We start from the raw sequence: 23203 nt of genomic DNA on the forward strand, positions 1-23203 counted from the left end.
CACCGGCCGCAGCCTTGAATGCGCGGGAGGCGCTATAGGTTCCGGATCACGCCACAACCAGGGCGATCAGCGGGAGCCAGCCTCAAGACACCGGCGCTGCTCCGCCCTCTGCCGTGCGCCGCGCGATGAACTCGTCCAGCACGCCTGATGTGGCGACGGCCGAGGTCGGCGGCGCGAAATCGGCAAGCACCCGCCTCCAGACGCCGGTGGCGCGCTCGCTCGCCGTCTTCGAGCCGCTTTGCGTCCAGTTGCCGAAATTCGACCAGTCGGCCACCAGCGGTTCATAGAAGGCGGTGCGATAGCGCGCCATGGTGTGGCCGGCCGAGAAGAAATGCCCGCCCGGCTGCACCTCGGCGATAGCTTCGAAACCAATCGTGTCGGTGTCGCCGGGCGTCGCAGCACAAAGTTCAGCCACCGTCTGCAGCGCCTCGATGTCGGTGATCAGTTTCTCGAAGGAGACACTGAGGCCGCCCTCCAGCCAGCCGGCAGCATGGATGCACATCGTCGCCCCGGCCAGCACCGAGCCCCACAGCGCGAACTGCGTCTCGTGCGCGGCCTGTGCGTCGGAGATGTTGGCCGCACTGCCGCCGCCGGACCGCCAAGGCAGCCCGGTGAAGCGCGCCAGTTGGCCGGCGCCCAGCGTCGCCTTGACGTGCTCGGGCGTGCCGAAGGCGGGCGCGCCGGATTTCATGTCGACATTGGAGGAGAACGAGCCGTAGACGACCGGCGCACCCGGCCTCACGATCTGCGCCAGCGTCAGCCCGGCCAGCGCTTCGGCATGCTGCAGCGTCAGCGCGCCGGCGACCGTTATCGGCGCCATGGCGCCCGCCAGGCAGAACGGCGTGATGACGGAGACCTGCCCCGCGCGAGCGAAATCGATGATGCCTTGCGCCATCGGAATGTCGAGCTGACGCGGCGAGTTGGTGTTGATGACGGTGTAGCAATGCGCGCTTGCCAGAAACTCCTCTTCCGACAAGCCGCGCGCCAGCCGCAGCATCTCGAACCCGTCCTCGACTTGCGGCGTTCCGCGCGCGAAGACGAACGGGAGCTTGTCCGACAGCGTCAACTGCGCGCGGTTGACGGCATAGTGCCGAAAGCGGTTGTCGACATCCTGCGGTTCGATGCAGGGCCCCAGCATATGCAGCACATCGAAATGCTGCACCAGCCGCATCAGATCCTCGAAATCCGCCAGTGTTCCCGGCCGCCGGCCGCGCTCGAGATCGGTGACGTTCGGCGCCCCGCACCCGGCCAGGAAGGTCATCGAGCCGAGCTCCAGCGTCAGATCGCGGGCGCGCGAACCGGCGTAAGCGTGGATCGACTTCGGCGCCGAGGCGAGTGCCGCCGTCACCATGTCACGGCCGATGCGCACCATGTCGGTGTCTGGATCGACCAGGGCGCCGGCATTGGCAAAATGCTCACGCGCTTGCGGCAGCAGCACCTTGATGCCGAGCTCTTCCAGCACCCGCAGCGCCGTGTCGTGGATCGAAGCCGCCTGGTCGTCCGAAAAGATCGGCTGCGGCAGGAACGGGTTCTTCAGCGAATGGTAATTGGGACGGCGGCTGCTTTCGCTACCGGCCTCGCCCGTGCGTCCACGCCGGCGCTCGCGCCTGCCGTCCCGTGCCGCGTCATCGACCATCGGAAATCCTCCTCATTGCCGCATTGCCTTGCCCAGGGGATCGTAGGGCGAGGCCGCGACGACACGCGCCGGCCGTTCCTCACCCACGACATGCACGGAGAGCGCGGTGCCCTCGCCCGCGAAATCGCGGTCGACCAGAGCCAGCGCCAGGCTCTTGCCGACCGTATAGCCATAGCCGCCCGAGGTGACGAAGCCGACGCGTCGGCCCTGATGCCAGACAGGCTCAAAACCGCTGGCATCGGCGTCGAGCGCATCGATTTCCAGCGTCACCAGGCATTGGCCGCTGCCGGCCTCCCGCTGTTTCAACGCTGCTTCGCGGCCGATGAAGTCGCTCTTGCCGAAAGCGATGAAGCGGTCGAGACCGGTCTGGCCCGGCGTATAGCCTTGCGTGAATTCACGCGACCAGATGCCAAAGCTCTTCTCCAGCCGCAGCGCATTGAGCGCATAGTAGCCGATTTCAGCAAGGCCCAGATCCTCGCCCGCAGCCAGCAGCGTGTCGCGCAACGTGGCGTGCATGGTCACGGGGCAACTGATTTCGAAGCCGAGTTCGCCCGCGATCGACAGCCGCGCCACACGTGCCTGCACCATACCGATGTCGAATGCGCCACAGGCCATGAACGGCAATGCTGCGCCGGAAACATCCTGATGCGTCGTGCGCTCCAGAATCTCCCGCGCATTCGGCCCCGTGAGCAGGAAGCCGCTCATCGTGTCGGAGAGGTCGGCGATGGTGACGCCCTCCGCCGCATGGCTCTCGAACCAGCGCATATGGAATTCCCGGAGATAGTAGGAGCCCATCAGCCAATAAGAGCCGCCGCCCCAGTTGAAGACGGTGAGGTCGCCCTTCAGCCGTCCGTCATGGCCGAGCATCGGCGCCAGGCCGGCCCGCCCCGCCTTCGGCAATCGGCAGGCGAGCAGCCGGTCGAGCCACGCCTCCGCACCCAGCCCCGACACCGCATAGCGCGCATAGGCCGAGATATCGACGAGGCCGGCGGCGCGCCGCACCTGCAGCGCCTCCTCGCCGACGATGTCGAAGGCGTTGGAGCGCCGCAGCGTCGTGCTCTCGGCAAATCCCATCGGCGCGAAATAGGCCGGGATTTCCAGCCCCCAGGAAGCCGTCCATTCGCATCCCGCCGCGCTCATGCCGTCATAGGCGCCGGGGCGTTTCAGCGGCCGGCCGGCGGGCAGCCGTTCATTGGGAAAGGTCATGACGAACCGGCGCGAATAGAACTGGCGCGTCGTCTGCCTGAGATATTCGCGGTTGGCGGCGAAGGCACCGTAGCGAGCGATATCCATGCCGAAGATGTCGGCCTGCGGTTCGCCGAAAATCATCCATTCGGCCAGCGACTTGCCGACGCCGCCGCCCTGGCTGAAACCGGCCATGACGCCGCAGGCGACCCAGTAGTTCTTCAGGCCGCGCACCGGCCCGACAATCGGATTGCCGTCCGGCGTGAAGGTGAAGGCGCCGTTGACCCATTTGCGGATACCGGCCGTCGCCAGGCAAGGGAAGCGCTCATGCGCCTTGGCGAGTTCCGGGCTGATGCGGTCGATGTCTTCCGGGATCAGCTCTATGCCGTAATCCCACGGCGCTCCGTCCATGTTCCAGTGCTTTGGGTTCTGCTCATAGACGCCAAGCAGCACACCCTTGCGCTCCTGCCGCAGGTATGAAAAGCCGTCGAGATCGACGGCGATGCCGATTTCCCTGTCAAGTGCTGCGATCTCCGGAATGTCATCGGTGATGAAATAGTGGTGCTCCATCGGCGTCACCGGCAGGTCGACGCCGGCCATGCGGCCGAGCTGCTTCGCCCACAGCCCGCCGGCATTGACGACATGCTCGGCGATGATGGTGCCCTGCTCGGTGATGACGTCCCAGCGCCCGTCGGCACGTGCTTTCAGCTCGACGACCCGGTTGCGCAAGATGATGTCGGCGCCGCGCTTCTTCGCAGCACCCGCATAGGCATGCGTGGTACCGTACGGGTCGAGATGGCCTTCGTTGGAATCATGCAGGCCGCCAAGAACACCGTTGACGTCGACGATCGGGCAGATCGCCTTGATCTCGTCGGGCGTGACCAGGCGCGCGGTCTCGATGCCGACCGACTGGAACACGGCCCAGGCTGATTTCAGCCACTCCCAGCGCGCGGGATCGCTGGCGATGTTGACGCCGCCCGTCATGTGCAGGCCGATATCCCAGCCGGATTCGGCCTCGATCTCCCGGTAGAGATTGATGGTGTAGTCCTGCAGCGCCGCCACGTTGGGATCGGCGTTGAGCGCATGGAAGCCTGCCGCCGCGTGCCAGGTCGAACCGGCCGTCAGTTCTGCGCGCTCGATCAGCGCCACATCGCTCCAGCCGAACCGCGTCAGGTGATAGAGCACCGAGGCTCCGACCACGCCACCTCCGATGACGACTGCGCGGTAGTGCGACTTCAAGGCTTCCCCTCCACGGTTGGTCCGAAGACTGGAGTATATATCCACTGGACATAAGTGTCCAGTGCCGGCGCGCGCGCATCGTTTTTCGTCGACCGCCGGCATGCACTGCGCGCTGTCACGCAAGCATCATGTTCGCGCCGTAGACCGCGTTTCGGGGAGGCTTGCGCAACATCATCGATGTCGTACCTCTTTCAGTTTTTCGTCCCCCGGCCGCTCCGGCACATCCGTCACAAAGAGGATTATCCATGAAGCACCTGTATCGACCCGCGTCGCTTGGCGTCGCGCTGGCCTTGTTCACCGCCTTGGCGCCGGCGCTCGCCGACAGCACCGCGACCGTCGGCGGCCTCGTCAACAAGGGGCTGGTCGGCGTCGGCCGCATCCCGGCCGCTCAGCGCGACAAGTTCGGCGAGACCTTCGGCTCGGGTTCCGGCATGGCGATCGACGCATCAGGCTGGACGCATGACACCGCCGGCTACAGGGGTTCGCTCTGGCTGTTGCCGGACCGTGGCTACAATGTCGTCGGCACCACCAACTACCGGCCGCGCCTCAACACGATCGCCATCGAATTTGCTCCGGTCGCACCGGGCGCGGCACCTGCTGCCGGCCAGGAGCAGACGGGCGTCAAGGCAACGCTCGCCGACACCATGCTTCTCACCGACGACAAGGGGGCTGATGCCACAGGCCTCGACCCACTCAACGGCGTGCGCGCGGCAAGCGGCGACATGCCGATCCTGCCGCAAGCCGACAATGGCAAGCTGGCGCTCGACAACGAGGCGATCGTGCGGCTGCCCGATGGTTCGATGTTCATCTCCGACGAATACGGCCCGAACATCTATCGGTTTTCCGCCGACGGGCATCTGCTGTCGGCAACCCAGCCACCGGCCGCCTTCGTGCCGATGCGCCACGGCACGCCGAACTTCGCCTCGGACAATCCGGGACCCGGTGCCGCCGAGCCCGATCCGAAGGACCCCGAGACCGGCCGCCAGAACAACCAGGGCCTGGAGGGAATGGCGATGACGCCGGACGGCAAGTTCCTGATCGCGGTGCTGCAATCGGCGCCCCGGCAGGATGGCGGCGATTCGCCCGCGACGCGCCAGAACACGCGTGCGCTGGTCTATGACGCGTCCGACCTCGCCCACCTCAAACTGGCGCATGAGTATGTCGTGCCGTTGCCGGTGTTCAAGGATGCCAAGGGCAAGACCAAGATCGCCGCGCAGAGCGAGATCGTGGCGCTCTCCGACAAGACCTTCCTGATGCTGGCGCGCGACAGCGGCAACGGCCAGGGGCTGAAGGGCGACACCTCGCTGGTGCGCCAGATCTTCGTCGTCGACGTCTCGGCCGCGACCGACATCGCCGGCGGCGCCTTCGATGCCGCCGACAAGCCGCTGGCGCCCAAGGGCGTGCTCGACCCGTCGGTGATGCCGGCCAAGCTGACGCCGTTCATCGACATCAACGACAAGGGCGAACTCGGCCGCTTCGGCCTGCACAATGGCGCGCCGAACGACAAGAACAACCTGTCGGAGAAGTGGGAGGCGATGTCGGTGGTCAGCGTTCTCGATCCGAAGCTGCCCGACGACTACTTCCTGTTCGTCGCCAACGACAACGACTTCCTCGCCCAGGACGGTTTTCAGGTCGGCGCACCCTACAAGGCGGAAGACGGCGCCGATGTCGACACCATGTTCCTGGTCTATCAGGTCACGCTGCCGGGTCTCGCCGGGAAGTAACGGCCACTGCACGGGCGGGCGCGCTTGGCGCGTCCGCTGGGCTCGCGGCAGGCATGAACGGGGCAGCGGCCTTTCAGCCGCGCGTTCGCAAGGGTGCATCTCGGTCCCGCCTGCGATATCATCGTGGACTGGATCCAAATCACCATCCGCCGAGTTGCCCGCCATGGACGAAAAAATGCCCGCGCGCCGGCGCACCGGCGACCTGACCAGCGGCCCGATCCCGCGCACGCTTCTGCTGTTCGCCCTGCCGGTGCTCGGCTCCAACGTGCTGCAGTCGCTCAACGGCTCGATCAACGCCGTCTGGGTCGGCCGTTTTCTCGGCGAATCGGCGCTGACCGCCACCTCTAATGCCAACCTCGTCCTGTTCCTGATCCTCGGCACTGTGTTCGGCATCGGCATGGCGGCCACCATCCTGGTGGCCCAGTCGGTCGGTGCCCGCGACCTGCCCGAGGCGCGCCGCATTGTCGGCACCAGCGCGACGTTCTTCTTCCTCGTCTCGGTTGTCTTCGCGGTCTGCGGCTGGATCTGGGTTGACGCCATTCTCAACACGCTCGGCACACCGGCCGACGCCTTGCCGCTGGCGCGCTCCTATCTGCGCATCATCTTCGTCGCCGTGCCGATGATGAACCTTCTGTCCTTCGTCATGACCGTGCTGCGCGGTGCCGGCGATTCACGCACCCCCTTCTTCTTCATGGCGCTGGCCGTCGTCCTCGACATCGTGCTCAACCCATTGCTCATCGCCGGCATCGGACCGTTTCCCGAACTCGGCATCGCGGGCTCCGCCACGTCCACGCTGATCGGCCAGACGGTTAGCGTGATCGCCATCCTGATCGTGCTCTATGTGCGCAAGCATCCGCTGCGGCTGGCCGGCGCCAACCTCGCTCTGCTGCGGCCCGATCCCACCTTGCTGCGCATCGTCGTCTTCAAGGGCGTGCCGATGGGCCTGCAGATGATCGTCATTTCGGCGGCGGCACTGACGGTGATGGGCATCGTCAATTCCTACGGCTCACAGGTCGCCGCCGCCTACGGCATCGCCGCCCAGCTGTGGACCTACATCCAGATGCCGGCGCTCGCCATCGGCGCCGCGGTGTCCTCGATGGCGGCACAGAATGTCGGCGCCGGGCGCTGGGACCGGATCGGCCGCATCGCCGCCTCAGGCGTCGGCTTCAACCTCGTCCTGACCGGCGCACTGGTTGCCGTGCTGTCGGTTTTCGACCGTTCGGTGCTGAGCCTGTTCCTGAGCCGCGACAGCGCGGCGATCGACATCGCCGTCCACATCAACAATGTCGCCTCGTGGTCGTTCATCCTGTTCGGCATAACCATCGTGCTGTTTGCCACCGTACGAGCCACGGGTGCCGTGATGCCGCCGCTGATCATCCTGGTCATTTCGGTGCTGGTCGTGCGCACCGGCTTTGCCTATTTCATGCGTGGCGTGATCGGCGAGGAAGCGTTGTGGTGGAGCTTCCCGGCGGGTTCGATCAGCTCGCTTGTACTGGCGGCGGCCTACTATCGTTTCGGCCGCTGGCGCACCACGCACATGATCGAGGACAGGCCGGCCGCCGGCGAGCCGCCGGACACCGGTCTTGGCGTGCCGCGCGGACGCGCGCATCTTTCGCCTGAAACACCGAACGGCTGAAGCCAACCCGGTTCCGCTGGACCGCTCCAGGCCCTCAACGCCGTTGTTGTTTCAGCCCAAAAGCCAGCGCCACCAACGCAAACACCACGATCATGCCGGCGAACGCCAGGCTGGCAGCGACGGGACTGGCATAGGTCGAAACGATGCCGATGCCGATGACGGGCAAGGCGTTGCCGACAAAGCAGCAGATGAAGAAGCTGGACACCACTTCGGCGCGACGATCCTTGGGCGCGATCTCGTTCACCACTTGCAGGCCGCCACGGTAACCAAGCGCCGCCGCAACGCCGCAACAGGCCGTCGCAGCAACCATCAGTGCCATCGAGGCCAATATCTGCGCCGCCACCACCAACAAGACGCTTGGGATCATCAATGCCAGCGCAGCCAGCATCGCCTTATTGCTCTTCATGTGCATCAGAACGACAATGCTGATCGCGGTGACGATCGCCAGCTCGAAGAACAGCGCGCCGGCGACGGCATGGTTGGTCTCATGCAGCTGCTGCGCCAGGATGCTCGGCGCCAACGCGGCGTAGAACCCGACCAGCGCCATCGCGCCGAAGCCGGTCACCGCCGGCGCGACGAAGCGCGCACGGATTTCCTCCGGGACGGAAAGTCGCGGCCGCCAGGAGATCCCCCCGAGGCCGCCCGGCTTCGACACCGTTTCGCGAGTGCGCCAGACCAGGATCGTCACCACCACAAGTGCTGCCAGATAGACGATGAAGATCAGCCGCAACGGCCATGGCTCGTATTCAGCCAGAAATCCCGAAATCAGTGCGCCGAGGCCGAGGCCGAGGAAATTGGTGCTGGTGGCAATCACACTGGCGCGCGACTTGTCCGCGCCGGGAAGAAGCTCGGCAATCCACGCGGTTCCGGTCCCCGCGCCGACGCCGATGCCAAGCCCGCTCAGGATGCGGGCGACGTCGAGCGAGACGACGTTTACGGCAAACAGGAAGACAAGCGCACTGACGATGGCGACGAGCATGGCCGCCAGGCTCGCGGGCCGGCGTCCGACAATATCGGAGACGCTGCCCAACATCAGAAGTGCCGCCAGATTGCCGACGACATACACGGCGTAGATCAGCGTCAGGGTGATTTGTGAAAAGCCGAATTGCTGCTTGTAGACGATGTAGAGCGGCGTCAGCACCGTGCTGCCGGCAAACAGCACCGCAATCATCGCGGCGACGGTGGGGATTGCGAGAGCATCGCCACCTGCCCCTTCGTGCGTATGCGCAAAATCGCGAATGGCCATGGCCAACCTCGTCACCAATTTCGGGGATCGAGGATCTAACGCGGTTTCATCCACGACGTTCCAACCGACAGGCAGGCTCCTGACAGCACGGTGGACATTGCTTGAGCGGGATGTCCGCCGGCTGAACAGGCTCGGATCGGGGCCAGCGGCTCCGATCCGTCATCTATCGTTCAACCGGTCGGCGTTACCTGCAAGCAAAGCCGGGCGCGATCTTGCACTTGCCGGGACGCGGCCTGTGCGGCGGCCGATGGTGCGGAGGACGGTGCGGCTTGTGCCAGTGTGGCGGCCGATGCGGCGGACGCACGATGATGATTGGCGGGCGAACGATCTGGGAGCGTTCAAGATAACCGGCGCTGGCCCAGCCGCTCACGCCGCCGCCATGGATTCTACACCAGCCCGGCTGGCAGCCGGTGACATTGACCCTGAAGCCGGCGGGCAGCGTTCCCACTTTGGCGTATCCCGCTCCCGGCCCGCTGCGGACGTTGAGGTTGGTCGAGGTGTGAGCGCTGTAGGCGAAGGCCGCGGCGGACGTCCCGAACACCGCGGCCAGGATGGTCGCGGCCACAAGCAGAAAACGAAATCTCATCAGTCCCCTCCATTCGAATCCCGGCCGTTCATCTGCTTCGGCCAAGACTGCCCTGCAAGAGGAGCGGCCAAGCCAAGAAAAGTCAACAGGTGGGCGGCCGTAACCGTCCTGGCCAGCGGGACTGATGCCGGATTTTCCTTGGACATGGTTGAGGAATTTCGCGGTTGCCATTTATTGGCTCCTCAACATCCGCTAGCGTTACTCTCTTTCGACAATTCATCGCGGGCAAAGGTGGGATCCATGGGCAAAGGCAGGGTCGAGGCATTCACCGATGGCGTCGTGGCTATCATCATCACCATCATGGTGCTTGAGTTGAAAGTGCCGCATGGCGAGGATTTCTCCGCCTTGGTGCCGTTGTGGCCGATCTTCTTCTGCTACGTGCTGTCCTTCATCAATGTCGGCATCTACTGGAACAATCTGCACAACATGTTCCACACCGTTCAGCGGGTCGACGGGCGCGTGCTGTGGGCGAACCTCAATCTGCTGTTCTGGCTGTCGCTGATGCCGGTGACCACAGCCTTCATGGGCGAGAACCACTTTGCGCCGGTGCCGGTAGCAGTCTATGGCACCGACCTCGCGCTATGCGCCATCGCCTACACCATACTCGCCGCCGCGCTGCATCGCCTGCACGGCAATGATACCGCCTTTGCCAAGGCGCTGGGTAATGACCGCAAGGGGAAGCTCTCGCTGGCTGTCTATATCGTGGCCGTCGTGCTGACCTTCGTCAGCCAGTGGATCGGCGTCGCGCTCTATGTGCTGGTCGCGATGATATGGCTCGTACCGGATAGGCGCTTTGCGCGGGTGATCGAAAAGTAGTTGTCTTCACACATTTTCAAGGTAGAGCGCTGCACGGCTTTCCCAAATTGCCCTACTTGCGCATCGCTTTCAGTTTTTCCGCCACCGATGCGGCGAGGTCGGCATAGAGCTCCTCCAGCCGTTCCGCGGCCTTGATGATCGAGAAATCATGGCCGAATTTTTCCAGCGCCATGCGCAGTTTCTCGACGAACTCGGCTTGTTTCTCCAGCGCGGAAAAGAGTGTCTTCACCTGCGCTTCGCTGATGTCGGGATTGGCCAGCATCTGCGGCACCTCGCGGCCCATCTGGTCGCCAATGGCGGTCTGCTCCTTCAGAATTGCAACCCAGTCCGTCAATCAGGAACCTCCGTTTGTCCCCAGGCCTAAATCTCTTTTGCGGGGACAAAGGGCAACATGCGCAGCCTCGGCCGGACTGGTCAACCCGACAAGACGAGCAGAGGCTTGCACCGGCCCGTTCCGGCGCTAAGTTCGGCGCATCGAACAAGGAATCCATCGCCCATGATCACCGACGCCGAGATCCAGACCGCCCTGCCCGCGCTTGCTCCAGGCAATGCCGCCGTGATCACCGGCGCTGCCAGCGGCATCGGTCTGGCGGCCGCCAAGCGGCTTGCATTGCTAGGCATGAAGATCGTGCTGGCCGACATTGGCGGCGCGCGGCTTGACGACGCCTCGCGCGCCGTTTCCGCGATTGCCGGCGACGATGCCGTGCTTGCCGTCGCCGCCGACGTTTCGAAGGCGGATGAGGTGGACCGCCTCGCCGAGAGAGCGTTCGGCGCCTTCGGCGGCGTGTCGCTGCTGATGAACAATGCCGGCGTCGGCGACAACCCCGGAAAGCCGTGGGAAAACCGCGATGCCTGGAAACGGCTGCTGGACATCAATTTCTGGGGCGTTGTGCATGGCGTGGAGGCCTTCGCGCCGCGCATGCTGGCCTCGGCCAGGCCGGGTCTGATCGTCAACACCGGCTCCAAGCAAGGCATCACCACGCCGCCCGGCAATCTTGCCTACAATGTCTCCAAGGCAGGAGTGAAAACCTTCACGGAAGGCCTGGCGCACGCGTTGCGCAACGAACCCGGCGCCCATGTCGCTGCCCATCTGCTGATCCCCGGCTTCACCTTTACCGGTCTGACCGAGGGTGCGACGGAAAAACCGGCCGGCGCCTGGACCGGCGAACAGGTTGTGGATTTCATGCTGGAATCCCTGACCAGGGGAGATTTCTACATCCTGTGCCCGGACAATGAGGCGGCCCGGCCGCTGGATGAAAAGCGCATGGCCTGGGCGATCGGCGACATCATCGAGAACCGCCCCGCTTTGTCGCGCTGGCATCCGGACCACAAAGGCAGTTTCGCAGCCTTCATGAAAGGCTGATCTTCAGGCCGCTTGCTTTTTCGACCCGCGCTTCTGTGCCACGGCCTTCTTCGCCGCGATGTCGGCGATCTGTTCGTCATGCCGCTTTGCCGCACGCTCGCATTTGGCGCGGATTTCCTCGACTTCGGATTCGGTCAGATGCTCGATGCCGATGAAGTGGTTGTGGCCCTTGCCGACCCGGATCAGTTCGTCGAGCTTGGCCTGGATCGCCGCGCCGTCGCGGTTCTGAGTGTTCTGGATCAGGAAGACCATCAGGAAGGTGATGATGGTCGTGCCCGTGTTGATGACAAGTTGCCAAGTGTCCGAAAAGCCGAAGAACGGACCGCTCACCCCCCAGGCGATGATGATGAGGCAACAGACGGCGAATGTCGGCGGCAGGCCGGCTATGCGGGCGACCCAGTTGGCAACCTTGGTGAAATGCTTTTCCATCTATCGAAATCCTCGACGCTGCGGCGCGATGAGAAACAATCAGCGACCGCTTCAGGTTCCCGATGCGAACAAATACCTCAGGTACAATTGCCTGCACGCATAGGGAGAATAGTCTGGAAAACACACCTTATGGGTTCAATGCCACAGTACTCCCGCAGGCAAGAGTGCCTGTTCCTTCCGCTTCACAGCGGTTTACCTCCAGCCCCTTCCGCTGCGCCACCCCCGCATGGCGGAAGGGGTTTCAGTCCGGAGAGCGCGGAGCATGGTTTCCCGAAAGCGCCGACCGGCAGAAGGACAGACGGTCGCTCCACTTTCCCGCAGATTGCTTGGCAGCGCCGGCCTAGGCCTGCTGATGGCCTGCGCGGCCGTGACCGCCAGGGCAGAACCATCAACAGCACCGGCTGCCGAAATAGCGACCGATCCGACAATCACCGGCAGTCTCGAAAGGCATTGGACCAACAACGCGCTGGACAGCGACCATGCGGTCAAGGACTGGTACACACTGTTGCGCGGTTCGCTGCAGCAGCAATGGGGCGACAACGACGCCAACGCGAAATTCAGCGCGGACTTCCAGGTAACGCATTACGACAAGACGTCGATCGAGGACGACCGCGGATTGTCGCTGTCGGCCGAGGCCTTCCGCCGGCTCGGCCCGGGCCTCGAACTGAGGGGATCGCTGAGCTATCGCGTCTCCAGCACCGGCGACAATCTGGATATCGGCCCGCTGACGCTGGGTACGCGCGAGTTCAAGCAGGTCTTCGGCGCCCAGACACAACTCGGCATCGACCTCGGCAACGCCACATCGCTGATCCTCGAGGCCGCCGACAGCTACGAAAAGCTCGGCGCGACGCATTTCCAGGAAGATCTCATCTTGCCGGCGAAGCTGCATGCCGACCGCAATCTCTTCCAGTTGGCGGCTCGGGTCACCCGGACAGTTGGCCAGCTTGCCTTCGGCGCGTCCGCGTCTGCGCTCTTCGCCAGCGTCGAGGAAATCGGTTACCCGCCGCTGTTCCTGTCGTTCAACGCCTATACGCTGCGCGCCGAGGCGGCCTACAAGGCCACCGACGGTTCGACGCTCGGCGTGGCGCTGGGTGCGCAGTTCCTGCGTGGCGCCGATAACATCTACCAGCGCTGGCGTCCGACCTGGCAAGTCACCTTCGGCAAGCCTCTGCCGCACGGCTTCGAGCTGCGCGGCACCTATTTCGGCCGCTACGAAACGTCCGAAACCGACGACCCCCTGGCTTCGTGGCTGCAGCGCGCGGAACTGGAACTGGGCATGAAGGTGCGCGAAAACCTCGGCATCGCTTCCGGCATCTTCTATGAGCTCAAGGACAATTTGCTCTACGAGAACCAGGAGCGCCGCAAGGGCGTCTATGCCGAAGCGACGTACAACGCGACCAAATCGATGGCCATTGTCGTTCGCGTCGACGTTTCCGAGACCTTCAAGACCGTGATCGACGAGCGCGAACACACGGTCGATGCATTTGTGGGCCTGCGGGCGAAGATCTAGCTCATTCCCGCGCTTGACTGGGTAGGCCCACAAGCGGAGGCAGGAGGGTGTTGAAGACCCTCCTGCCCACGACACGTGACATAAGGATGCCCGTGACTTTCCTGCTCAGTGACGGCCGCCCAGCTTGTAGCTGTTGCCGCCAAGGACATTGACGCCGATACCGCTGAGAACGCCGGTAAGGACGTTGGTCTTGTTGCCGTTCAGAATGCCCTGGACGACATTGCCGCTCAGGATGTTGTTGCCACTCAGGATGCCATTGAGCGCGGTCACCTGGCCGACACCGATGGACGGCGACACATTGATCAGGCTACCCGAGCTACCTCCCCAGCCGCCGGCATAGGCGCCGACAGTCGAGAACGAAACCATAGCAGCGGTGAGTACAAAAGCGAACTTCTTCATGACTTCTCTCCATTGTTGCTAGTAGTGTTTTCTTCGACTTCTTACGACTTACCCCCGAAACGAGTAGTGCATTTTGCCGAAAGTCTTGCAACCTTGGAGTGTTTAATTTCACGGATACAATCCGTTTTCCATTTCTTAACTTTAATATTTTACGTTAAGAAAATTGGTTACCGTCGACGTCTTGAGCTGGTCAGACGGCGTCGTTTTCCCAACGATCGAGGAATGCTTCGATCGGCATTGCCTGCATGTCGGGAACCGCTCTGGCGAGCTTTTCGACCGGCCAGTTCCACCAGGCGAGAGCTTCGATCCGCGCCGCGATATCCGGAGCGAAGCGTGGCCGGAGAGCCTTCGCCGGCACGCCGGCGACGATCGCGTAGGGCGGCACATCACGCGTCACCACTGCGTTGGCGCCGACCACCGCGCCATTGCCGATGGTGACCCCGGGCATGATCACCGCGCCGTGGCCGATCCAGACATCATGGCCGATGGTCACGGCTTTCGCCTGCCGCCGTTCGCGGAAGGCGGCATCGACGCCCAGCCAGCGAAAATACTCGTTCGGCCGGTAGCTGAGCTTGTGCTGGGTCAGCCGCTCTATGGGATGCTCCAGCGCATTGATGCGGCTGTTGGCGGCGATCGAGCAGAATTTGCCGATCGTCGTGTAGATCGCTTCCGAATGGCGTTCGAAATAGGAGAAGTCGCCGACGGTGACCTCGCGAAGCACCACCCGCTCGCCGATCGAGGCATAACGCCCAAGCTTGCACGCCTTCAACTCCGCGGTCGGATGGATGCGTGGCTCGGGGTCTTTCGGGACGAGATCTTCGGAACGGTCCATGCCGGCGGCTTTACGCCTAGGCGATTGGTCCCGCAAGCGGGGCCAATCGTCCGTCAGATCGTTTCCCGGCAAGGATTCGCCCAGGCGATTGGTCCCGCAAGCGGGGCCAATCGTGCGCCCGGGAAGGAACTGAATCGCCTATTGCGGCTTGCCTTTGCTCCACACCACGTTCTGGCCGTAGAGCGGCACAGTGGTGACCGACATTTTGGCCGAGCCGTTCTGCACCTGGCGCGAATGCGAGAGATAGATCAGCGTCTCGTTGGCCTTGTCGTAGATGCGGTTCACCACCTGCTTCTTCCAGATCAGGCTGATGCCTTGCTTGAACACTTCCTCGCCGCCCTCGCTCATGTCGATGTCGCCGATGGTGATCGGGCCGGTCTGGCGGCAGGAGATCGAGGAATCGGACGGATCCTCGAACCAGTTGCCCTTGTGCAGGCGATCGATGATGCCGCGATCGAAATAGGAGACGTGACATGTCACGCCCTCCACTTTGGGGTCCTTGATCGCCTCGACGATGATGTCGTTGCCGAGCCAGTCGACGCCGACCTTGCCGACTTCATCGGCCACGGCGGCCCCGGCACCTAGGACAACGCACGCGGCCAAGGCACCGCCGATCAGTCTTCGCCCAATCAGTCCGTGCCCAATCAGTCGTTGCAAGGGACCCTCCTGCGGTTCGAGTTGCCGGTCACAGGTGGGGCGAGCGGCCCGGCTTTGCAAGCAGATAGGTCGACACCGCAGCGGTTGCGGCAACGCGGCACTTTGCCTGTGCGGGGCCGAACCGCTAAGACTGTCACACAGGCGCGGCATTGAGCCGGCGCGACGATTTCTGCAGACGGACTTTTCTGATGATGCGTTCTATCCTGGTCGGTATTCTCGTCCTGATGGCGGCCGGCATCGGCTGGCTGACCTTCGACTGGTATCGCGGCCACTATGGCGGCGAGCCATTCGGGGCCGCCTTTACTCTGGTCGACCAGAAAGGCGCGCCGATCACCGAAGCCGCCTTCCGGGGCCAGCCCAGCGTCGTCTTCTTCGGCTTCACCCATTGCCCCGAGGTCTGCCCGACCACGCTGTTCGAACTGGCCGGCTGGCTGAAGACGCTCGGCGACGACGGCAAGAACCTGCACGCCTATTTCGTATCGGTCGATCCGGAGCGCGACACGCCTGAGGTGATGAACGCCTATGTCAGCAATTTCTCCGACCGTATCGTCGGCATCACGGGCGCTCCGGACAAGGTCCATGCCATGGCCAAGTCGTTCGGCATCTATTGGAAGAAGGTCGACACCGGCGACGGCGACTACACGATGGATCATACCGCCTCGGTGCTGCTGCTCAACGCCAAGGGCGATTTTGCCGGCACAATCGCCTACGGCGAAAGCGCCGATACGGCCATCGCCAAGCTGAAGCGGCTGGCGGCGAAAGGCTGATTACCATTTCATGACCCAGACGCGCCTTTACTTCACCACCGGAAAGATCGAGTCCGTCAGCATTTTCGCGGCGCTTGAGGCGGCCTTCGAGGAAGAGGGGCTGCCGATCGCCGTGCTGGAGGTCGACGAGGACAAGGACATCCACGAAGTGTCGCTCTATGCCGATGGCGACGTCGATGCGGTCGAGACCCGCTTGAAGGACATCCTTGCCGGCCTTTCCCTGTCGAAGCCGATCGAGCGCGAGCCCCTGCCCGACATCGACTGGGTGGCGCATTCGCTGGAAGAGTTGAAGCCGGTGCGTGCCGGACGTTTCTTCGTCCACGGCGCACATGACCGCAGGAAACGCCACAGCGGCGAACTCGCCATCGAAATCGAAGCCGGCCTCGCCTTCGGCACCGGCCATCACGGCACCACCGCCGGCTGCCTGGAAATGCTGGAAAGAGTGGTCCGGCGCGAACACCCGCGCAATGCGCTCGACCTCGGCACCGGCAGCGCGGTACTGGCGATCGCCGTCGCCAAGCTGGCGCACATTCCGGTGCTGGCCACCGACATTGATCCGGTGGCGGTGCGGGTGGCTGCCGCCAATGCGCGGCTCAACCACGTCAAGGCACTGGTGGAAACAGCAACCGCGCCCGGCTTTCACCATCCGATCTTCGGCAAGCGCGCACCCTTCGATCTGATCGTCGCCAACATATTGGCGCGGCCGCTGATGCGGCTGGCGCCGCAAATGGCCCATCATATCGCACTTGGCGGTTCGATCGTGCTGTCGGGCATCCTCGAGCGCCAGCGGGACGCGGTCATCTCGGCCTATGTCGGCCAGAATTTCCGCCATGTCAGAACCTTGCACCGCGAGGGCTGGGTGACGATCCACCTGAAGCATTAGACCGGCACCGACCGAGCCTGGACCAAATTCCCCCAGTTGTCAGTCCGGCGATGCTGTAGCAGGTTGCGCGCAGCCGGAAATCGATTCCGATTTCCGCGACCGTACGCTACGGTTGCGCGGACATGCAGGAGGCCCACCATGTTCCAGACCTTCGATTCCGCGGGCGACCCGGCCGTCGGCAAACCGCGCGTGGCGCTGCTGCGCCAATGGCTTGAAGCCAACGGGCTGGACGGCTTCATCGTCCCGCGTGCCGACGAGCATCAGGGCGAATATGTCGCCGATCGTTCGGCGCGGCTGAAATGGCTGACCGGCTTCAGCGGCTCGGCCGGCGTCGCCATCGTCCTGCGCGACCGCGCCTTCGTCTTTGTTGACGGGCGCTACACGCTGCAGGTGCGCAGCGAGGTCGATCTCGACGTCTTTTCGATCGAAAGCCTGGTCGACAATCCGCCGGCTGTCTGGCTGAAAGACAATCTTGGCAAGGGCGCACGGCTCGGCTTCGATCCATGGCTGCACACGATCAGCGAGGTCAAGGCGCTGCAGGCCTCAGTCGACAAGAACGGCGCCGTACTGGTGCCGCTCGACAAAAACCCGATCGACATCATCTGGAAGGATCAGCCCGACGCGCCGGTGGCTCCCGTCGAGCTCCACCCGATCGGCTTTGCCGGCGAGCTCGCCAAGGACAAGCTGGCGCGGCTAGCGGCGGCGATCGCCAAGGACGGCGCCACCCATGCGGTGCTGACCGACCCCTCCTCCATCGCCTGGGCCTTCAACATCCGTGGCGGCGACGTGCCGCACACGCCGCTGGCGCTCGGCTTCGCCATCCTCGCCGCCGATGGGTCGCACCAGCTTTTCATGGATAAGCGCAAATTCTCGCGCCAGGTCGCCGCCTACCTCACCCAGCTCGCCGAGCCGCATGAGCCCGGCGAATTCGAAGCCGCGATCACAGCGCTTGCCAAGAGTGGCGCGAAAATCGCGCTCGACCCGGTGCTGGCGGCTGACCGGCTGCGCATGCTGGTCGAGGACAATGGCGGCGCCGTCATTGCAGCAGCAGATCCTGCCCGAATCCCGCGCGCCACCAAGAACCAGGCCGAGATCAACGGCTCGCGCGCCGCGCATCGGCGTGACGGTGCGGCCGTGGCGAAATTGCTGTGCTGGCTGGAGCGGCAAAAACCCGGCTCGCTCGACGAGATCGCTGTCGTCACCAGGCTGGAGGAACAGCGCCGGCGGACCGGCGAGGAAACCCAGATGCCGCTGCGCGACGTCTCCTTCGACACCATTTCGGGCGCCGGCCCGAACGGCGCCATCATGCATTACCGCGTGTCGCGCGCCACCAGCCGCAAGCTGCAGGCCGGCGAGCTGTTCCTGCTCGATTCCGGCGCGCAGTATCAGGACGGCACCACCGACATCACCCGCACCGTGCCGATCGGCCAGCCGACGCAGGAGATGCGCGAACGCTTCACCCTGGTGCTGAAAGGCATGATCGGCATTTCCACCTTGCGCTTTCCCGCCGGCACGCGCGGCTCCGAGATCGATGCCGTCGCGCGCATGGCGCTGTGGAAGCACGGCTGCGACTTCGCCCACGGCACCGGCCATGGCGTCGGCTCGTATCTGGCCGTGCATGAAGGCCCGCAGCGTATCGCCCGCACCGGCACCGAAAAGCTGCTCGAAGGCATGATGCTGTCCAACGAGCCCGGCTACTACAAGGAAGGCTCCTACGGCATCCGCATCGAGAACCTGATCCTGGTGACGCCGGCGCAAGAGATCGAGGGCGGCGACATCGCCATGCACGGCTTCGAGACGCTGACGCTGGCGCCGATCGATACCAGGCTGGTGCAGTCGGACCTTCTGACGCGTGACGAGCTGCATTGGCTGGACTCGTACCACGCGCGCGTGCTGGCCGAGATCGGCCCGATGCTCGACGGCGAAACGCTGGCCTGGCTGGAGAAGGCCACCGCGCCGCTGCCGCACGACGCGAAGATTTGATTTTTCTGAGGCGCCGAGGGCGTGTCGAGATTCAGGTCAGGACGAGCGAAAACGATGGGTTCCGTGAACCGGAGCGAAGCGTACTTTTGGGTACGTGAGCTCAGTTCTACCGCGACGCGGTAGAACGGGGAAGCGCAGGAAGCCGCCGTTTGCAGGCCGTCATCACCTGAATATCGATACGCCCTACCCGACGAACTGCCGCGCCACGATCAATACCGCCGCGCCCGCCAAAAACATCGCCATCAACCCACCGCGCAGCGAAACCACGGCGGTGACCACCAGTGCGGCCCATTCCGCCGGGCCGGCGTTCAACAGCTCGGGCGCTACCAGCGTCGTCAGCACCGCCGCCGGCACGGCATTGAGGCCGGCCTCGACGCGGGGATGGATGGTATCGAAGCGCGATATCACCAGGTGCCCGCCGATGCGCGTCAGATAGGTCGCGATTGCGCCGGCGATAATGATCCAGAAGGTCGTGCTCATGGCCGTGCCTTTACGCCGCTATGGTGGGGAGGCAGGATGACCGCCAGCAGCACACCGGCAACAGCGCCAATCGAGACATGCCAGGGCGAGCCCACGGTCTTGTAGGCGATGATGGAGGCGGCAGCGCTGGCAATGACCACCGGCAGCCACAGAGGCCGCTTGCGGAAGCCCAGCACGAGACCGAGGAAATAGATCGGCAGCAGGAAATCGATGCCCAGCGCGTGCGTGTCGGGGATCAGCTTGCCGAACAGCGCGCCAAGCGCGCTTTCGAGGATCCAGAACAGATAGACAGGCAAGCCAAGTCCCAGATACCAGGCAAAGCCGACCGTCCGGCCCGATTGCGCCCGCGCTTCGGCCACCGCGAATTGCGGATCGGTCAGGATGAAATAACCAAGCGCCTGCTGGATGAGGGGCCAGTGCGCGATGCGCCGGCCGATGCCGGCGGAATAGAGCACGTGGCGGAAATTGACGGCGAAGATCGACAGGACGATCAGCCACGGCGCCACATGCTGGCCGAACAGCTGGATGCCGACCATCTGGCTGGCGCCGCCATAGACCAGCGCACTCATCAGAAAGGCTTCCAGGACCGAGAAGCCATTGTCCACGGCGAGCGCGCCGAACAGCACCGCAAAGGGCGCCGAGGCCACCACCACAGGCATCGACAGCCGCACGCCTTGCCAGAAATCGCTTCTGTCGCCGCTCTCGGAAATTACGTCCGTCGCCATCAACCACTCCTGATGCATGTCGCCCAAAAGGGGGATAACGACATGCACAACAACAAGGGAAGCGCGGTATGTAGGTGGCGCGGCTTGCCGTGTCACACGAATTCGCTTGAGCCAAACGATCAGCGGAAATGATCGCGGGATCGGCTGAGTTAGACGCTTATTCCTTCGGGATCTTGCCCTCGATCGCCCTGCCCCAGTCGAGCAGCGGCTTGGCGCGCAAGGTGAAATCGACGAGTTCGTCGACCAGATCAGCCGTGTGGATTCCCGCCGGATCGATGACATGCTGGACGACAAAATGCCGGTTGCGGATGGCGGCGGCCAGGTCGGCATCGCTGATATGCTCGAAGCCGCGTGGGGTGCGCTTCATACGGCCTTCGGTCTCGAGTTCGAGGCTATTTTTCTTCAACGCCGCAACCATCTTTTGGAATTCGCCCGGCTTTGCCGCGATGGCCTTGCGCATCGCCAGCAGCAGCGCCGGCTCCGGCTGCCACCACGCAATGTCGGCGAAGCAGCGCTCAAGCCCGACATGCACGTAGAACACGCCCTGCTCCATCTTGGTGCCGTCGGGCGACAGGATGGCCGACAAATGCCTGTTGTAGGGCCGCTTGTCCTTGGCGAAGCGCACGTCGCGATTGATCCGGAACAGCGACTTCTTGCGGTCGCCGCGCAGGCCGAGCCCTGCCTTTGCGAAGCGCTCGGTCAGCGTGTCGACCAGATCGCCGAAGGGATCGCGCAATTCCTTTTCGAACAGGTCGCGATTCTCCAGGAACCATTCCCGGTTCTGGTGGAAATCCAGAGCCTTCAGGAACGGAATGGCCTTTGGGCCGAACCCCTTGAATGCGCCTTCCATCACGCCTTGCCGATCCGCGCCAGCCAGGCATCCTCGTCGATCACCTCGATGCCGAGCTCACTGGCAAGCTTGAGTTTGGAGCCGGCGCCCGGCCCGGCGACCACCAGATCCGTCTTCGCCGAAACCGAGCCCGCGACCTTGGCGCCGAGGCGCTCCGCCATGGCCTTGGCTTCGGAGCGCGTCATCTTCTCCAGCGAGCCGGTGAACACGACCGTCTTGCCGGCGACCTCACTGTCGGCCGAGACGGTGACGACATACGGCTTCGGCTTGACCTGCTCGAGCAGCTTCTCAAGCACGTCGTCGTTGCGCTCATTGCCGAAGAAGCCGCGCAGCGCATCGATCACCGTATCGCCGATGCCGTTGACCGATGGGAAGACAGTATGTGGATCCTCCGCGGCCGCTGTCTCCTTGCCGACGCGGATCAGCTCCTCGATGGTCGAGAAGGTGCGGGCAAGCACGGCCGCCGTCGTTTCGCCGATATGGCGGATGCCGAGCGCGAAGATGAAACGGTCGAGTTCCGGCTCGCGGCGCGAGTCGATGGCCGCGAACAGCTTGTCGAGGCTTTCATAGTTGCGATCCTCGACGCTGCGCACATTCTTGCGTGTCTTGCCCGATGCGGCCTCGCGCTGCCTGGCCTGCTCCTCGCGGCGCTCGGCCAGCGCCCTGGTGACGGCCGGACGGCGATCCTTGAGCGTGAAGATATCGGCGGCGGTCTTGATCAATCCCGCATTGAAGAACGTATCTATGTTCTCGGCCCCCAGCCCCTCGATGTCCAGGGCACCGCGCGACACGAAGTGGCGCAATCCTTCCACCGCCTGCGCCGGGCAGATCAGCTCGCCGGTGCAGCGGCGGCGGGAATCTTCCTTGCCGGTCTTCTCGTTGATCTCGCGCGTCGCCGGCGAGCCGCAGATCGGACAGGTATGCGGGAATTCGTATGGCACGGCATCGGCCGGCCGCTTGTCGATGACGACACTGACGATCTGCGGAATGACATCGCCTGCCCGCTGGATCACCACCGTATCGCCGATGCGCACGTCGATGCCGTCGCGGATCGGCTGGCCGGTGCTGTCCAGGCCCTTGATGTAGTCCTCATTGTGCAGCGTGACATTCTCGACCACGACGCCACCGACAGTGACCGGCGCCAGCCGCGCGACCGGCGCCAGCGTGCCGGTACGGCCAACCTGGATGTCGATCTTCTGCACAGTCGTCATCGCCTGTTCGGCCGGAAATTTGTGCGCGACGGCCCAGCGCGGCTCACCGGTGACGAACCCCCATCGGCGCTGCAATTCCAGCTGGTCGACCTTGTAGACGACGCCGTCGATATCATAGCCAAGTGCCGAACGTTGCTCCTCGATCCGATGATAATGCGCGATCAACTCGTCGGCCGATTTCGCCCGCACCATCAGCGGACTGATCTTGAACCCCCACTCGGCGAATTTCTGCACCGAATCATATTGGGTCGGAGCCGGATCCGCTGTCGTATAGCCCCAGGCATAGGCAAAGAATTTGAGGTTGCGGCTGGCGGTAACGGACGGATCCTTCTGGCGCAGCGAACCGGCCGCCGTGTTGCGCGGATTGACGTAGTCCTGGCCGCCGACCGCCGCCGACCGCTGCTTCAACGCCTCGAATTCCGCATAGGTCATGTAGACCTCGCCACGGATCTCAATGGTTTCGGGCCAGTCCGAACCTTTCAGCCTCGCTGGAATATCGGCAATCGTCTTCAAATTGGCGGTGATGTCTTCGCCGACGGCGCCGTTGCCACGCGTTGCGCCCTGCATGAACACACCGTTTTCGTAACGCAGCGAAGCCGAAAGCCCGTCGATCTTCGGCTCGGCCGTGAAGGCGATGTCGAGCTCCTTGTCGCGATCGAAGAACCGCCGGCCGCGTTCGATGAAATCGGCGACGTCATCGTCGGTATAAGCCTTGGCAAGGCTGAGCATCGGCACCGCATGGCGCACCTTGGTAAAGCCTTCCGCGGGTGCCGCACCGACCCTGAGCGATGGCGAATCCTCGCGCACCAGCGCTGGAAAGCGCTCCTCGATGGCAAGGTTGCGCCGTGCCAGCGCATCGTATTCCGCGTCGGTGATAATAGGCGCGTCTTCGGTATGGTAGCGCCGGTCGTGCTCGGCGATCACTTCCGCCAGACGCTTCAGCTCGGCTTCGGCCTCGCTTTCGGTCAGGGCATCGACTGGTTTTTCGGACATGGTTTTGCACCTGGCTGCTGTTGGCCCGGGACAATAGATCAGGATTCGGATGG

Annotated in this window: 21 protein-coding genes; 8 read left to right on the forward strand and 13 right to left on the reverse strand. The window is 63.8% G+C overall.

All coding sequences use genetic code 11. From position 1 onward, the window contains the following. Nucleotides 1-82: 82 nt before the first annotated feature. Nucleotides 83-1636, reverse strand: coding sequence for a trimethylamine methyltransferase family protein (locus EOC83_RS16200; RefSeq protein WP_063168293.1), 1554 nt, complete (start codon nucleotides 1634-1636; stop codon nucleotides 83-85). Nucleotides 1637-1648: 12 nt separating this feature from the next. Next, entirely contained in the window at nucleotides 1649-4060 is a 2412-nt protein-coding gene (locus tag EOC83_RS16205) for an FAD-dependent oxidoreductase (protein ID WP_063168294.1), read from the reverse strand. Between the two features lie 245 nt (nucleotides 4061-4305). Here EOC83_RS16205 and EOC83_RS16210 point away from each other — a divergent pair, with 245 nt between their 5' ends. Together EOC83_RS16210 and EOC83_RS16215 are read left to right on the forward strand one after the other, a co-directional pair. Beyond that, complete coding sequence (locus EOC83_RS16210; RefSeq protein ID WP_063168295.1) at nucleotides 4306-5784, forward strand: esterase-like activity of phytase family protein; 1479 nt, start codon at nucleotides 4306-4308, stop codon at nucleotides 5782-5784. 175 nt (nucleotides 5785-5959) lie between these two features. Then, on the forward strand, nucleotides 5960-7420 hold the full coding sequence (locus tag EOC83_RS16215; RefSeq protein WP_244506837.1) for an MATE family efflux transporter: 1461 nt from the start codon (nucleotides 5960-5962) through the stop codon (nucleotides 7418-7420). Between the two features lie 34 nt (nucleotides 7421-7454). On the opposite strand, the gene EOC83_RS16220 is transcribed toward EOC83_RS16215, so the two are convergent. Together EOC83_RS16220 and EOC83_RS16225 are read right to left on the reverse strand one after the other, a co-directional pair. Then, nucleotides 7455-8666: an MFS transporter gene (locus tag EOC83_RS16220; protein WP_063168297.1), complete on the reverse strand. Its 1212-nt coding sequence runs from the start codon at nucleotides 8664-8666 to the stop codon at nucleotides 7455-7457. Between the two features lie 184 nt (nucleotides 8667-8850). Further along, complete coding sequence (locus tag EOC83_RS16225) at nucleotides 8851-9252, reverse strand: SH3 domain-containing protein (RefSeq protein ID WP_063168298.1); 402 nt, start codon at nucleotides 9250-9252, stop codon at nucleotides 8851-8853. A gap of 240 nt (nucleotides 9253-9492) precedes the next feature. Here EOC83_RS16225 and EOC83_RS16230 point away from each other — a divergent pair, with 240 nt between their 5' ends. Next, complete coding sequence (locus EOC83_RS16230) at nucleotides 9493-10068, forward strand: TMEM175 family protein (RefSeq protein WP_013530981.1); 576 nt, start codon at nucleotides 9493-9495, stop codon at nucleotides 10066-10068. Nucleotides 10069-10120: 52 nt separating this feature from the next. Here EOC83_RS16230 and EOC83_RS16235 read toward each other — a convergent pair whose 3' ends face one another. Further along, nucleotides 10121-10402: a hypothetical protein gene (locus tag EOC83_RS16235; protein WP_027160626.1), complete on the reverse strand. Its 282-nt coding sequence runs from the start codon at nucleotides 10400-10402 to the stop codon at nucleotides 10121-10123. 162 nt (nucleotides 10403-10564) lie between these two features. Between EOC83_RS16235 and EOC83_RS16240 the strand changes: the two genes are divergently transcribed. After that, nucleotides 10565-11431, forward strand: coding sequence for an SDR family NAD(P)-dependent oxidoreductase (locus tag EOC83_RS16240; protein ID WP_013530979.1), 867 nt, complete (start codon nucleotides 10565-10567; stop codon nucleotides 11429-11431). Between the two features lie 3 nt (nucleotides 11432-11434). On the opposite strand, the gene EOC83_RS16245 is transcribed toward EOC83_RS16240, so the two are convergent. Continuing rightward, complete coding sequence (locus EOC83_RS16245; protein WP_013530978.1) at nucleotides 11435-11860, reverse strand: low affinity iron permease family protein; 426 nt, start codon at nucleotides 11858-11860, stop codon at nucleotides 11435-11437. A 262-nt stretch (nucleotides 11861-12122) separates the two neighbouring features. Here EOC83_RS16245 and EOC83_RS16250 point away from each other — a divergent pair, with 262 nt between their 5' ends. Next, nucleotides 12123-13370 (forward strand): hypothetical protein, encoded by a 1248-nt coding sequence (locus EOC83_RS16250; protein ID WP_013530977.1) that lies wholly within the window; start codon nucleotides 12123-12125, stop codon nucleotides 13368-13370. A gap of 105 nt (nucleotides 13371-13475) precedes the next feature. On the opposite strand, the gene EOC83_RS16255 is transcribed toward EOC83_RS16250, so the two are convergent. The 3 genes from EOC83_RS16255 to EOC83_RS16265 form a co-directional block, all read right to left on the reverse strand. Continuing rightward, nucleotides 13476-13769 (reverse strand): hypothetical protein, encoded by a 294-nt coding sequence (locus EOC83_RS16255; protein ID WP_013530976.1) that lies wholly within the window; start codon nucleotides 13767-13769, stop codon nucleotides 13476-13478. A gap of 190 nt (nucleotides 13770-13959) precedes the next feature. After that, nucleotides 13960-14601, reverse strand: coding sequence for a DapH/DapD/GlmU-related protein (locus EOC83_RS16260; protein WP_063168299.1), 642 nt, complete (start codon nucleotides 14599-14601; stop codon nucleotides 13960-13962). A 138-nt stretch (nucleotides 14602-14739) separates the two neighbouring features. Then, the gene (locus tag EOC83_RS16265; protein WP_024501452.1) at nucleotides 14740-15258 is read right to left on the reverse strand and encodes a CreA family protein; all 519 of its coding nucleotides are present in this window, start codon (nucleotides 15256-15258) and stop codon (nucleotides 14740-14742) included. 188 nt (nucleotides 15259-15446) lie between these two features. Here EOC83_RS16265 and EOC83_RS16270 point away from each other — a divergent pair, with 188 nt between their 5' ends. The 3 genes from EOC83_RS16270 to EOC83_RS16280 all read left to right on the forward strand — a co-directional run bounded on the left by EOC83_RS16270 (nucleotide 15447) and on the right by EOC83_RS16280 (nucleotide 18891). Next, a complete protein-coding gene (locus tag EOC83_RS16270) occupies nucleotides 15447-16025 on the forward strand; it encodes an SCO family protein (RefSeq protein WP_013530973.1) in 579 nt (192 codons plus the stop codon). A gap of 10 nt (nucleotides 16026-16035) precedes the next feature. After that, complete coding sequence (locus EOC83_RS16275; protein ID WP_013530972.1) at nucleotides 16036-16908, forward strand: 50S ribosomal protein L11 methyltransferase; 873 nt, start codon at nucleotides 16036-16038, stop codon at nucleotides 16906-16908. A gap of 138 nt (nucleotides 16909-17046) precedes the next feature. After that, nucleotides 17047-18891 carry an aminopeptidase P family protein gene (locus EOC83_RS16280; RefSeq protein WP_063168300.1) on the forward strand — a complete coding sequence of 615 codons (1845 nt, stop codon included), beginning with the start codon at nucleotides 17047-17049 and terminating at the stop codon, nucleotides 18889-18891. A gap of 183 nt (nucleotides 18892-19074) precedes the next feature. Here EOC83_RS16280 and EOC83_RS16285 read toward each other — a convergent pair whose 3' ends face one another. The 4 genes from EOC83_RS16285 to ligA all read right to left on the reverse strand — a co-directional run bounded on the left by EOC83_RS16285 (nucleotide 19075) and on the right by ligA (nucleotide 23150). Further along, on the reverse strand, nucleotides 19075-19371 hold the full coding sequence (locus EOC83_RS16285; RefSeq protein ID WP_013530970.1) for an AzlD family protein: 297 nt from the start codon (nucleotides 19369-19371) through the stop codon (nucleotides 19075-19077). Continuing rightward, a complete protein-coding gene (locus tag EOC83_RS16290; RefSeq protein ID WP_063168301.1) occupies nucleotides 19368-20096 on the reverse strand; it encodes an AzlC family ABC transporter permease in 729 nt (242 codons plus the stop codon). Before EOC83_RS16290 ends, EOC83_RS16285 begins: the two co-directional genes overlap by 4 nt. Nucleotides 20097-20253: 157 nt before the next feature. After that, nucleotides 20254-20946: a TIGR02453 family protein gene (locus EOC83_RS16295; RefSeq protein ID WP_063168302.1), complete on the reverse strand. Its 693-nt coding sequence runs from the start codon at nucleotides 20944-20946 to the stop codon at nucleotides 20254-20256. After that, the gene (gene ligA / locus EOC83_RS16300; RefSeq protein WP_063168303.1) at nucleotides 20946-23150 is read right to left on the reverse strand and encodes an NAD-dependent DNA ligase LigA; all 2205 of its coding nucleotides are present in this window, start codon (nucleotides 23148-23150) and stop codon (nucleotides 20946-20948) included. The genes EOC83_RS16295 and ligA overlap by 1 nt, the downstream gene beginning before the upstream one ends. Nucleotides 23151-23203: the final 53 nt, after the last annotated feature.

This window comes from Mesorhizobium sp. Primo-A, from assembly GCF_003997175.1.
Lineage (GTDB): Bacteria > Pseudomonadota > Alphaproteobacteria > Rhizobiales > Rhizobiaceae > Mesorhizobium > Mesorhizobium ciceri.

Excerpts from the sequence above, each read along its gene's own strand:
- EOC83_RS16200 (WP_063168293.1), bottom strand. The coding sequence starts at position 1,636 with ATGGTCGATGACGCGGCACGGGACGGCAGGCGCGAGCGCCGGCGTGGA.
- EOC83_RS16210 (WP_063168295.1), top strand. The coding sequence starts at position 4,306 with ATGAAGCACCTGTATCGACCCGCGTCGCTTGGCGTCGCGCTGGCCTTG.
- EOC83_RS16215 (WP_244506837.1), top strand. The coding sequence starts at position 5,960 with ATGCCCGCGCGCCGGCGCACCGGCGACCTGACCAGCGGCCCGATCCCG.
- EOC83_RS16220 (WP_063168297.1), bottom strand. The coding sequence starts at position 8,666 with ATGGCCATTCGCGATTTTGCGCATACGCACGAAGGGGCAGGTGGCGAT.
- EOC83_RS16225 (WP_063168298.1), bottom strand. The coding sequence starts at position 9,252 with ATGAGATTTCGTTTTCTGCTTGTGGCCGCGACCATCCTGGCCGCGGTG.
- EOC83_RS16230 (WP_013530981.1), top strand. The coding sequence starts at position 9,493 with ATGGGCAAAGGCAGGGTCGAGGCATTCACCGATGGCGTCGTGGCTATC.
- EOC83_RS16240 (WP_013530979.1), top strand. The coding sequence starts at position 10,565 with ATGATCACCGACGCCGAGATCCAGACCGCCCTGCCCGCGCTTGCTCCA.
- EOC83_RS16245 (WP_013530978.1), bottom strand. The coding sequence starts at position 11,860 with ATGGAAAAGCATTTCACCAAGGTTGCCAACTGGGTCGCCCGCATAGCC.
- EOC83_RS16250 (WP_013530977.1), top strand. The coding sequence starts at position 12,123 with ATGGTTTCCCGAAAGCGCCGACCGGCAGAAGGACAGACGGTCGCTCCA.
- EOC83_RS16255 (WP_013530976.1), bottom strand. The coding sequence starts at position 13,769 with ATGAAGAAGTTCGCTTTTGTACTCACCGCTGCTATGGTTTCGTTCTCG.
- EOC83_RS16260 (WP_063168299.1), bottom strand. The coding sequence starts at position 14,601 with ATGGACCGTTCCGAAGATCTCGTCCCGAAAGACCCCGAGCCACGCATC.
- EOC83_RS16270 (WP_013530973.1), top strand. The coding sequence starts at position 15,447 with ATGATGCGTTCTATCCTGGTCGGTATTCTCGTCCTGATGGCGGCCGGC.
- EOC83_RS16275 (WP_013530972.1), top strand. The coding sequence starts at position 16,036 with ATGACCCAGACGCGCCTTTACTTCACCACCGGAAAGATCGAGTCCGTC.
- EOC83_RS16280 (WP_063168300.1), top strand. The coding sequence starts at position 17,047 with ATGTTCCAGACCTTCGATTCCGCGGGCGACCCGGCCGTCGGCAAACCG.
- EOC83_RS16285 (WP_013530970.1), bottom strand. The coding sequence starts at position 19,371 with ATGAGCACGACCTTCTGGATCATTATCGCCGGCGCAATCGCGACCTAT.
- EOC83_RS16290 (WP_063168301.1), bottom strand. The coding sequence starts at position 20,096 with ATGGCGACGGACGTAATTTCCGAGAGCGGCGACAGAAGCGATTTCTGG.
- EOC83_RS16295 (WP_063168302.1), bottom strand. The coding sequence starts at position 20,946 with ATGGAAGGCGCATTCAAGGGGTTCGGCCCAAAGGCCATTCCGTTCCTG.
- ligA (WP_063168303.1), bottom strand. The coding sequence starts at position 23,150 with ATGTCCGAAAAACCAGTCGATGCCCTGACCGAAAGCGAGGCCGAAGCC.